The organism is Ilumatobacter fluminis (genome assembly GCF_004364865.1).
Taxonomy (GTDB): Bacteria; Actinomycetota; Acidimicrobiia; order Acidimicrobiales; family Ilumatobacteraceae; genus Ilumatobacter; species Ilumatobacter fluminis.
Genome location: NZ_SOAU01000001.1, coordinates 1,626,053 through 1,637,712, shown reverse-complemented (window position 1 = coordinate 1,637,712; position 11,660 = coordinate 1,626,053). Strand labels below are relative to the sequence as shown.

The following is an 11,660-nucleotide window of genomic DNA, read 5'->3' as shown; positions in this document are numbered from 1 at the left end:
AGACTGGATGCGTGAGCGACCTCGCCGACATCGAACAACTCGTACGCACCCGCGTTCGTAGCCTCCGGTCCACCTTCGGTTGGTCGCTCGACGATCTGGCCGAGCGAAGCAACCTGAGTGCGTCGACCATCAGCCGGATCGAGAACGGCAAGCGCTCGATCAGCCTCGACGTGCTCGTCGCCCTCGCCGGGGCACTGCAGGTCGACATGGACGCGCTGCTCGACGTGCGACGCGACGACGACGTGGTCATCCGACCGGTCCCGACCACGCAGCCGCACCGCACCACCTGGCTGCTGAGCCGACCGACCGGCAACACCTTCGCCATGAAGATGCGCCTCGAACCGGTGGCCCGGCGGAGCGAACCCCGCGTGCATCCCGGCCACGACTGGTTCTTCGTGCTCGAGGGTCGAGTCATGCTCGTGCTCGGTGATCGCGAGATCGTCGTCGAGACCGGCGAAGCAGCCGAGTTCGGCACGATGACACCGCACGCCTTCTGGGCGATCGACGAACCGGCCGAGGTCATCATGGTGTTCGACCGCGACGGGCAGCGCGCCCACGTCCACACCGATCACGACTGATCGACCGTGCGAGACTGGCCCGATGAGCGACCGTGAGTTCGACCTGATCGTGTTCGGTGCGACGAGTTTCGTCGGCCAGATCCTGACGAAGCACCTGGCCGAACGCGGCTCGGCGGTCAGCTGGGCGATCGCCGGTCGCAACGCCGACAAGCTGGCGTCGGTCGCCGACGAGGCCGGTGTCGACGTCCCTCAGATCGTGGCCGACGCCGCGGATGCCGATGCGATGCGGTCCCTCGCCGAGCGGACGAAGGTCGTCGCCTCCACCGTCGGCCCGTACGCCCTGTACGGCTCACCCCTGGTCGAGGCGGTCGCGGCCGTCGGCACCGACTACTGCGACCTCACCGGCGAACCGCAGTGGATGCGCCGCATGATCGACGAGCACCACGACGCCGCCGTCGCATCGGGCGCCCGGGTCGTGCACGCGTGCGGCTTCGATTCCATCCCGAGCGACCTCGGTGTGTGGTTCACCCAGCAACGCGCCCAGGAACAGTTCGGCGAACCGTGCACGTCGATCGCACTACGCGTGAAGGCGATGAAGGGCGGAGCGAGCGGTGGCACGATCGCCAGCGGACTGAACCTGATCGAGGAGGCCCGTGGCGACGCCGAGCTCCGCACCCTGCTCGCCGACCCGTACGCACTCGCACCCGCCGACCTCCGCAACGGCCCTCGTCAGCCGAACGTCGGGCGACCGCAGCGCGACGAGGCTTCCGGCCAGTGGGTCGCACCGTTCATCATGGCGGCCACCAACACCCGAGTCGTGCAGCGCAGCCACGCGCTGCTGGGCCGGCCGTGGGGACCCGACTTCCTCTACGACGAGGCGATGATGGTCGGCGGCGGGGTCGGGGGCGCCGTCAAGGCGTCGATGGTCGCCGGCGGGATGGGCGCGTTCGCCGGGATGGCGGCCTTCGGCCCGACCCGGTCCCTGCTCCGCAAGGTCGTCCCCGAGCCCGGCGAAGGCCCGTCGCCCGAGGCGCAGGAGGCCGGCTTCTTCGATCTGCGCCTCTACGGCCGCACCGCGGGAGGCGACGAGATCGTCACGAAGGTCACGGGCGACCGCGATCCCGGCTACGGCTCGACCGCCAAGATGCTGGCCGAGTCGGCGCTGGCGTTCCTCGACCTGTCGCACACCGACGTCGGCGGCGGCTTCTGGACGCCCGCGACGGCGTTCGGTGACCTCCTCATCGAGCGCCTCGAGGCCGAAGCCGGCCTCACGTTCGACGTCGTCTGACGACGCCGGCCTGCGCCGAGCCCGGGATCAGTGCTCGTCGCGGAGCGCAGCGCGCAGCTGGTCGATCGTGTACGCCGGCAGCGTCGAGTGGACGAGTTCGGCACCGGCGAATCGGTGCAGCTCCTCTTCGAGTGCCCGCACGTCGAGGTCTTCGGCGAGCAGCACCACCGTGGTGGTGCCGTCGGCGACGGCGGCACGGAACCAGTCGACCCATTCGTCGGGCACGCCGAGGTCGACCACCTTGGCGGCGACGGCACCGGCACCCGCACCGACGCCGAGCCCGGCGACCCAACCGACCGGTCCGCCGATCAGCAGACCGAGCAGCCCCGACCAGACGGCGCCGGAGAAGGCGGTGCGACCGGGCTGCAGGTCCATCGTCTCGCGCACCTTCACGTCGCCCCTGTCGTCCTTCGTGACGATCACGGCGTCGCGCAGCTTCAACGACTGCTTGCTCGCGAGCCGCGCCATGGCGGTGAGGAATTCCTGGGCACGGAACGCGTCGCGGAAGGAGATGCCGACCAGCGCCTGATCGGTCTCGATCTCGTCGATCGGGGTCGTGATCGGCGCCGTCTCGGGCGGATCGGAGGGCGGGTCCCAGCCGGAAGAGCTCATCGACGTCATGGTACGACGATTCCCCGCGCCGCCCTCCGTCGAACCCCGATCGACCGCCACCGTCTCAGGGTGGACCCAGTTACACTGCCCGGCGGCGCTGCGAGCGCCGACGGGATGTGGCGCAGCCTGGCTAGCGCACCTGCTTTGGGAGCAGGGGGTCGCGGGTTCGAATCCCGCCATCCCGACCAGCACGACCTGACGGTTCGCGTCGAGCGCTCGTCACGGATCGATGCCGACCGTGACCTGGATCACGGCGTCGACCTCCTCCGGTGCCAGGTCTGTGTCGAGGGTGGGGGTCCCGTCTCTGTCGATCTCGTAGAGAAACCACTGCACTCCCGACTCCGTCGGAGCCCTCAAGATCGGTGCTCCCTCGACCGGCACCGCTCCGCCACCGGGTTCGGCGCGGCGTATGAGTCGGAGCGACTCGCCCTGGGGAACTCGTCCACGAATGCTGGCGAGCCCGTTCCCGGCGGCGAACCAGCCCAGCGTTGTCGACCCCGCCAGGCTGTAGGCCTCTCCGTCGGTCACTCCCGACACCAGCACCGCCACGTCGGCGTACTCGACGCCATCGACTGGGCCGTCCGACGTCGCCGGAACCTGGTCGGCGTCGACGGACGACGCCGACGAATCTGCGCCGAACAACTCCACCATCATCGGCCCGTCGGCGGCACCCTTGCTGGCTGCATTCAGCTCGCTCGCCAGCTGAGCCAGCGCAGGAATCCGACCCGCTGCCGCCACATCGCTGGCACGGGCGAAGGCGTCTTCGGCACCCGGCAGCCCGAGTCCCGGCACCGGCTTGCCATCTTCATCGAACGCCAGATACGTCATGAGACCGCCGTCCGATTCCGGGGCCAACCAGAACTCGTACCGCGTTCCTACGGTGAACACCCCGACCGGAGCGAGGACCTCGAGGCTTCCGTCGCCGGCGGCAGCTTCCTTCGCCATCCGGTCGACCGACTCAGCTCGCTCCGAGCCGCCGACACTCTCGACGTGAGCGACGTCCGCCAGCACGACGACCGGCAAACCGAGCGGGGTCGTCCACTCGTCGGGCGACTCCGAGCGTCCCGCGTACTCCAGGCCGCCGAGCTCGTCCAGTGTGGCGGTCGGTCCTTCCAGAGCCTCGACGGTGGCGTCGACCACCGAGCCCACTCCCAGCAGCGGCTCGAACGGGCCCAAGCCACTGCTGTCGGCAATCCCCTCCTGGGCCGTCGCCGTGGGACCGGTCTCGTCGCTGTCCGAACACGCTGCGCACAGTGCGAATGGAACCGCCATCGCGATCATCGTTGCGACGGCTCGTCGGGAAGCGATATGTACCAAATCCAGCGTGACCACTCGGACGTCAACCTGGCACAGAAGTGAGGCCACGTCAATCTCGACCAGGAGGCCCGAAGTCATCGGCAGCGCTCCGGCTCGTCATCTTCGCTCAGCCGTTGCACCGCCCACCATCGAGTCGGCTCGACGAGATCCGAACCCGGCGACCCGTGAAGCATCCCGCAGTGACGCGATCGCTCGATCCTCAGAGGTTCCTCAGGGGTCCCCCAAGCATTCGTTGCGTCGGCAATCGATGATGAGGGACGAACCCAGCATCCCTCGACTGCCCGGAGCCCATCATGTTCTTCTCTCCAACATCCTTGCGACGCGCCCGGCGGGCGACCTGCTCGCTGATCGGCTCCATTGTCGCCCTCACGGCGGGGTTCGTGCTCGACACGTCGAGCGTCAGTGCCGCCTCGTTCGTCGTCACGAATCTCGACGTCAGCGGTGAGGGCAGCCTTGCCGACCGGATCGCAGACGCGAACACGGCAGCCGGGCCGGACGTCATCACCTTCGCCCCGGGGCTGAACGGCACCATCGACATGGCGGCAACCCCGGTGATCACCGACAACCTCACGATCGTCGGGCCGGGCGTGGCGCAGTTGGCACTGACCCATCCCGACGACGCCGTCGTCCGCGTCGCCGGAGCGGCCGACTTCGAGCTGTCCGGCGTGACCGTTGCGGGCTCGACCAGCCACGGCATCAGGGTCGACGGTGGCGGCGACGTCACGATCAGCCAGGTGACGGTCTCGGGGAGCGGCGACGAGTCCGGCGAGCACGGCGTCAACATCGTGGGGGCCGGCGCCGTCACGCTGACCGACGTCACGGCGCTCGAGTCCGCGAGCGACGGGATCTTCATCCAGAACGTCGGCGAGGTTCGCCTCGAGCGTCTCGCGTCGAACGACAACGGCAGCGACGGTGTCGTGGTCGACGGTGCCGCCGCTGTGACGGTCGCCGACGTCAGTGCGTCATCGAACCGCGATGATCATCTCGACGTCGACGACGTGGACGGCGGACTCACCGTGACGGACCTGGACTTCACCGAAACGGGCGCAGGCAACGGTGTCGACATCAACGAGGTCACCGGCGACGTGACCGTGAGCGGTGTCACCACGACCGCCCAGGACGACGAAGGCATCGAGATCACCATCGTGGGCGGCGACGTGTCCATCAGCGACGTCACAGTCGAGGACACCGACGACGAAGCGATCCGCCTCGGGACGATCAGCGGGAGCGTCGACATCCGCCGCGTCAGCGCGACCCGCAGCCAGGCAGAAGGGATCGAGCTCGACGGGATCGTCGGTGCGGTCACCGTCGCCGAGGTGGACGTCCGAGAGAGCGCCGACAACGGCATCGACATCGCCACGGCCGGTGGGGTCGTCATCGTCGAGTCGTTCGTCGCCGGCAGCGGCGAGGAGGGCGACACGCTCGACCGTGACGGCGTCGGCATCGTCCTGTCCGACTTCGGCGAGGGCCTGATCAACCGGTCGACGGTCATCGGCTCGGAGACGCACGCCGTGTTCGCCGAGACCGCAAGCTCGCTCCGGATCGTGAACTCGACGGCAACGCAGAACGCGTCGACCTCGGGCAGGCCGACATTCGGGGTGTTCGGCATCGAGTCGGTGGAGATCGATCACAGCACCGTGACGCAGAACGGTTCCGACACCGCACCGCTGGCCGAGTTCGTCGACACCAACACGATCGTCAGCGACTCGATCGTCACCGACAATGCATCGGCCGACAACCCGTTCCTGCTCCAGGACTCCTCGATCGCGACCTTCCACTCGGTGTTGCCGGTCGACAACCCCGACGCCGACATCAACGGCAACATCGCCGCCGACGACCCACGACTCTCGCCGCTCGGCGACTTCGGTGGGACGACACCGACGATGCGCCCGCTGGCGGGCTCGCCCGCGATCGATGCGGGTGATCCGGCGTTCGCCGCTCCCCCCGAGGTGGACCAGCGCGGCGTCGCCCGGGTCGCAGGCGGCCGCCTCGATGCCGGTGCCGTGGAGTTCGATGCCGGCGTCGTGTCGATCGCCCCTGCGACGATGACGATCGCCGAGGGCAGCACCGCTGCCGTCGAGGTCACCCGCGTCGGCGTCGCCGACGGCCCGGCCACGGTCGACGTGACCACGACGGCCGGTACGGCGGGTTCGACCGACTTCGTCGCCGTCGACACGACCCTCTCGTGGATCGACGGCGAGACCGGCCCCAAGACGGTCGACATCAGCGCCATCGCGGATGACGTCGTCGAGGCCGACGAGACGTTCACGGTCTCCCTGTCGAACCCGTCCGGTGTGAACGTCGGGACTGCGACGACCACGACCGTCACCATCGCCGACGGCAACGAGGCCGCTGCGATCGTGCCGGTCGTTCCGGCACGGTTCCTCGACACGCGAGATCAACCCACCTTCGACGGACAGTTCTCGGGCGTCGGGTCGCCCGGCGCCGGCAACATCGTCCGGATCGACGTGGCCGGTCGCGGCAGCATCCCCGGTGACGCCGTCGGCGTCGTCGCCAACCTGACGGCGATCCGACCCGCCGCCCCCGGTCACGCCACGATGTTCGGCTGCACCGACGATGTCCCGACGGCGTCGCACGCCAACTACGTACCCGGCGACGTCGTCGCCAACAACGCCATCATCCCGCTGAGCGACGACGGCGAGCTGTGCATCTTCGCCCTCGCCGACGCCCACTTCGCGCTCGACGTCAACGGCTACGTGCCCGCCGGGTCGCCCCTCGGCCTGCTCGATCCCGTGCGCTACCTCGACACCCGTTCGCAGCCCACGTTCGACGGCACGTCGTCCGGGCAGGGCCGGCTCGGCGCCGGCGCCGTCGTCGAGGTCCCGATCGCCGGACGCGGCAACATCCCCACCGACGCAACCGCGGCGATCGTCAACGTCACCCTGATCGGGGCCGACGGCCCCGGGCATGTCACGTTGTTCCCGTGCGGCACGCTCCCCGAGGCGTCGACGCTGAACTACGTCGCCGGGGACGTGATCCCGAACGGTGCACTCGTCGAACTGTCCGACGACGGCTCGCTGTGCGTCTTCACACTCGAGGCCGCCCACCTCGCACTCGACGTCGCCGGGTTCGTCCCCGCCGGTACCACCACCGTCGACACTGCTCGGCCGGCGCGTTTCCTCGAGACCCGGCCGAACCGGCCGACGGTCGACGGCGTCTCGAGCGGCGGTGGACCGATCGGGGCAGGCCAGCTCGTCGAGGTGCAGGTCGCAGGCCGCGGTGGCGTCCCCGCCGACGCAACCGCTGCGATCCTCAACGTCACCATCGTCCGGCCAGACCGAGTCGCCGGGCATGTCACGGTCTACCCCTGCGCCGAGGTGCCCACGACCAGCAACCTGAACCACACCCGAGCCGGCATCGTCCGAGCCAACAACACCATCACCAAGCTGTCCGACGACGGAACCGTCTGCCTGTACACGGTCGCACGAGCCGACTTCGTCATCGATGTGAACGGATGGCTGACCGGGGGTTGAGCGACGAGTGACGAGTGAGGACGGCTGTTCCGTTGACCGGGTCGGTCGTCCTCACTCCCCCTCGGCGAGGAAGTCGTCGATGAAGCGCAGGAACTCCGGCCAGGCCGGCTCGTCGGCACTGAGCAGGTGGTTGCTGCTGTCGAGCAGCGCCAACCGACTGTCCGGGATGAGGGCCGCGAGCTCCTTGGCCTGCGACGCCGGCACGCGGACGTCGTCCCGAGCGTGGAGCACCAGGGTCGGGCACGACACGGATCCGGCGATGTCGGAGACATCGATCCGGGCGAATGCCTCGAGGAAGCGAACCGCGTTCTCCGGCGACGTGGTCCGACGCTGGAAGTCGGTGAAGTCGGCCCAGTCGTCCGACGTGCCGTCCGGCAGGAACTGGGTCGCGAACACGCGGAGAAAGCTCGGATCCTGTCGAGCCCAGCCGACCCGGGCGAGGTCGAGATCGAGGGCAGCCTCGGCGCGCTCGTGGTCGTTCGAGGCACGCACCTGACGTCCACGGGCGTAGGAACCGGCCAAGATCAAGCGGCTCACCCGCTCGGGATGCCGGACGGCGTAGGCGATCGCAACGGCGCCACCCTGGGAAACACCCAGCAGTGGAAACCGGTCGAGGCCGACTGCGTCGACGACGGTTTCGAGATCGTCGACCCAGTCGTCGAACGTGAAGCTCGGAACGTCCCAGTCGGACATCCCGCAGCCCCGTTCGTCGTAGCGGATCAGACGTCGGTCGCGGGCCAGGCCGTGCAGCCAGTGCGACCACACCGGCGACGACCACTCCAGGTCGACGTGCGTCATCCAGTTCGCCGCCTTCAGGAGCGGCGGTCCGTCGCCCACGGTCGCATACGCGATCCGGGCACCGTCGGCAGCGGTGCAGTAGCGGATCGACTGGCTCGCACCTGCGGCGTCGACCCGTTCGACGGTCGTCTGACGGACTCCCCCGTCGACCCGTGCCTCGACCGCCGCGACGAACCGGTACCCACGACGCTGGATCGTCCGGATGACGCGCTGCTCGGCGCCGGAATCACCCACGGCGATCCGTGCCGTCCGCAACGCCGTCGTGAGCGCCGCCTCGCTGACGTAGGTGTCACCCCAGCACTGGTCGAGGATCTCCTCCTTCGACACGACCCGATCGCGGTGCTCGATGAGGTGCCGGAGCACGTCGAGCGCGCGTGGTTCGACGTGTACGGGCTGACCGTCCCGAAGGAGTTGGAACGACGAGGTGTGGAGCTCACAGTCGTCGAACCGATAGACCTCACCGCCCATCCGGCGACCATACCGGCGGCACAGCTCAGCATCCGTGAACGTGCCGTGAACTGTCACAACGGCGGCCACGACCACCGGACGACGGGGTGACGTCGTCGCTCGGTCGCACGATGCGACGAATCTGTCGCAACGACCAATCCGAAACCTGCTGCGCTTCGAAGCCCCGACATCCCGTGATGTTTGAGATCGGTGGTGTCGGGTAGGCCGCGACACACGGTTTCGACCGTTCCGGGGTCGGGGAGCCACTCGGCTTTCTGCCCACGATTCCCTACCACAGAGGAGATTCAGTATGTTGCGACGAGCCTTCGGGTCCGACGAACAACGGCGAGGCGGTGATCACCGAGCCGGTCGGCGAGGAAGACGAAGTCGCTTGGCTGCAGTCGCTGCAGCCGGTCTGGGGTTGGCCGTCGCTGCGCCGGCCGCTGCGTTCCACAACGGGGGCGCTTCACCCGGGAGCCAGCTGAACGAGACCGGCGCGTCGTTCGAGTCGTCGATCACCGTCGACGGCAACGACGTCACCGTCTCGGTCGAGGCCACCGGCGTCTCGCCGGGTCTGGCACATGCCCAGCACATCCACGTCCCTGACACCGGCTCCGCCGTGTGCCCGTCCCCGGCTGACGACGCCGACAACGATGGCGTCGTGACGACGGTCGAGGGCATCCCCTCGTACGGCAGCGTTCGCGTGGCACTGACCACGACCGGCGACGCGACCGCATCGTCGGCCCTGGCGCTCGATCGATTCCCGGTCGCCGACGCCGACGGCGCATACAGCTACACCCGCACGATCACCGTCGATCCCGAGATTGCCGAGCGAGTCGCGGCCGGCGCCATCGTGGTGCACGGAGAGGACTTCGACGACAGCGGGGCCTACGACGGCGACGCCCCGAGCTCGCTCGATCCGAGCGTGCCGCTCGAGGCCACCGTGCCTGTTGCGTGCGGCGAGATCGTCGCCCAGCAGTACGAGGCCGGTCTCGTCACCAGCGAGCTCAACTCCTCGGGCGTGACCCTCGACGGGATGGTGCAGCTCGACGGCAACAACGTGACCGTCACGCTGCAGGTCGACGGCGTCGATGCAGATCTTCCCCACGCTCAACACGTTCACATCCCGCTCGGCACGCAAGGCGTGTGCCCGACCCAGAGCGATGATCCCGACGACACCGATGGCGTGCTGACGACGCTCGAGGGTGCGCCCTTGTACGGCGGGGTTCAGCTCTCGCTCACCACGAGCGGCGACACATCACCCGCCTCGGCGCTGGCGATCGATCGGATGCCGGTGACCGATGACGGTTCGTACACCTACGTGCGCACGATCGAGACCACCGACGAGATCGTCGACCAGATCACCAACGGCGTCGTGGTCGTGCACGGCATCGATCAGGACGACAGCGGTTCGTACGACGGCGTGCCGAGCACGCTCGACGGATCGGTCCCACAGGAGGCGACCCTGCCGGTCGCTTGTGGTGAGATCACCGCGACGTCGTTCATCGCCTCGGCGACGGGCATGTCCCTCAACGACTCCGGCGCCTGGTTCGATGCCGACGTCTATCTGGAGGGCAACGAGGTGACGGTCAACATCAATGCTTATGGCGTGGCCCCGGGCCTTCCCCATGCACAGCACCTCCACATCCCCATCGGTCCACCGGCCATGACGGCGGTGTGCCCGACGATCGACGACGACGACAATTCGGACGGCATCGTCGACACCGTCGAAGGCATCCCGAGCTACGGCTCGGTGCAGGTCTCACTCACGACGACCGGCGACACCACGCCGGCATCGGCATTGGCCGTCGACCGCTTCCCGGTCGGTGGCGATGACGGTGAATACACCTACACCCGCACGTTCACGGTGTCCGACGAGGTCGCCGAGAACATCGTCAACGCCGCCGTCGTCCTGCACGGCGTCGACTTCGACGGGAGCGGAGCGTACGACGGTGACGCCGTCAGTTCGCTCGACCCGGACCTGCCGCTCGAGGCCACCGTGCCCGCCGCGTGTGGACCGGTGTCGCTCGACAACGCCTACACGGCGCTCAACCCGACCCGACTGCTCGACACTCGTGACGGCACCGGTGCCGATCAGGCACCGGTCGGTGCCGAAGAGACGATCGACATCAAGGTCACCGGTGAAGGCGGCGTTCCGTCGGTCGGCGTCGACGCCGTCGTGTTGAACGTCACCGCCACCCAGGCGACCGAGCCCACGTTCGTGACTGCCTGGCCGACCGGTGCGGAGCAGCCCTTCACGAGCAACCTCAACCCGGTTCCGGGCATCGACCTGCCGAATCTCGTGATCGTGCAGGTCGGAAGCAGCGGCGAGGTGTCGCTGTACAACGAGTACGGACAGGTCGAACTGGTCGCCGACGTCATGGGGTACTTCCCGGCCGGCTCCCAGATGACCGCCGTGCAGCCCGCGCGTGTTCTCGACACTCGCGACGGTACCGGTGCGCCGGACGAGGCGATCGGTCCAGGTGAGACCCTGGAGTTCGACGTCACCGGTGTCGGGGGCATCCCCGCCGACGGTGTCGATTCCGTGGTGGTCAATCTGACGCCTGCGACGGCGACCGAGGCGAGCCACATCACTGCGTGGCCCGGCGACGGCGATCGTCCGACGGCCAGCGCCGTGAACGTTCGACCGGACTTCATCCAGTCGAACCTGGCAGTCGTCAAGGTCGGAGACGACGGCAACATCTCCCTGTACAACCTGCAGGGCGAGACCGACATGGTCGCCGACGTGTTCGGCTACTTCCCCGAGGACACCGACTTCACCGGCCTCACCCCCGGCCGCGTCCTCGACACCCGAGAAGGGATCGGTGCCCCCGAGGGCACGGTCGGTCCTGGTGAGGTGCTGACCCTCGACGTCACCGGCGTCGAAGGAGTGCCCGAGGACGGCGTCGGCTCGGTGGTGCTCAACATCACCGGCAACCGGCCGACGATGCCGAGCCACGTCACCGTGTGGCCCGGCGGGTCCGATCGACCGCTGGCGAGCATCCTCAACCTGCTGCCCGGCGCCGACACGCCGAACTTGGCCATCGTCAAGGTCGGTCCTGACGGAACCGTGAACCTCTACAACTTCCAAGGCGACACCCACCTCGTCGCCGACGTCATGGGCTACTTCCCACGCTGACCTCATCGTCGGCGTTCACGGAGCCCCGAAGCGGGGCGGACGTGAAC

At 68.5% G+C, this 11,660-nt stretch carries 7 protein-coding genes and 1 tRNA gene; 5 read left to right on the top strand and 3 right to left on the bottom strand.

What is annotated here, in order from left to right; genetic code table 11:
• Positions 1-11: 11 nt before the first annotated feature.
• On the top strand, positions 12-578 hold the full coding sequence (locus BDK89_RS07350; RefSeq protein WP_133868321.1) for a helix-turn-helix domain-containing protein: 567 nt from the start codon (positions 12-14) through the stop codon (positions 576-578).
• A 22-nt stretch (positions 579-600) separates the two neighbouring features.
• Entirely contained in the window at positions 601-1,806 is a 1,206-nt protein-coding gene (locus tag BDK89_RS07345; RefSeq protein WP_133868320.1) for a saccharopine dehydrogenase family protein, read from the top strand.
• Positions 1,807-1,833: 27 nt separating this feature from the next.
• Here the strand turns inward: BDK89_RS07345 and BDK89_RS07340 are convergent, their stop codons facing one another.
• Complete coding sequence (locus tag BDK89_RS07340; protein ID WP_166657438.1) at positions 1,834-2,418, bottom strand: DUF1269 domain-containing protein; 585 nt, start codon at positions 2,416-2,418, stop codon at positions 1,834-1,836.
• 110 nt (positions 2,419-2,528) lie between these two features.
• On the opposite strand from BDK89_RS07340, the gene BDK89_RS07335 reads away from it, so the two are divergent.
• Positions 2,529-2,606: transfer RNA gene (locus tag BDK89_RS07335), tRNA-Pro, on the top strand.
• 31 nt (positions 2,607-2,637) lie between these two features.
• On the opposite strand, the gene BDK89_RS07330 is transcribed toward BDK89_RS07335, so the two are convergent.
• Positions 2,638-3,690 carry a hypothetical protein gene (locus BDK89_RS07330; protein WP_133868318.1) on the bottom strand — a complete coding sequence of 351 codons (1,053 nt, stop codon included), beginning with the start codon at positions 3,688-3,690 and terminating at the stop codon, positions 2,638-2,640.
• Positions 3,691-4,028: 338 nt separating this feature from the next.
• Between BDK89_RS07330 and BDK89_RS07325 the strand changes: the two genes are divergently transcribed.
• A complete protein-coding gene (locus BDK89_RS07325) occupies positions 4,029-7,229 on the top strand; it encodes a right-handed parallel beta-helix repeat-containing protein (RefSeq protein WP_133868317.1) in 3,201 nt (1,066 codons plus the stop codon).
• Positions 7,230-7,280: 51 nt separating this feature from the next.
• On the opposite strand, the gene BDK89_RS07320 is transcribed toward BDK89_RS07325, so the two are convergent.
• Positions 7,281-8,495 (bottom strand): alpha/beta hydrolase, encoded by a 1,215-nt coding sequence (locus tag BDK89_RS07320; protein ID WP_133868316.1) that lies wholly within the window; start codon positions 8,493-8,495, stop codon positions 7,281-7,283.
• A 370-nt stretch (positions 8,496-8,865) separates the two neighbouring features.
• Here BDK89_RS07320 and BDK89_RS07315 point away from each other — a divergent pair, with 370 nt between their 5' ends.
• The gene (locus BDK89_RS07315) at positions 8,866-11,613 is read left to right on the top strand and encodes a hypothetical protein (RefSeq protein WP_133868315.1); all 2,748 of its coding nucleotides are present in this window, start codon (positions 8,866-8,868) and stop codon (positions 11,611-11,613) included.
• The last annotated feature ends 47 nt before the right edge of the window (positions 11,614-11,660 follow it).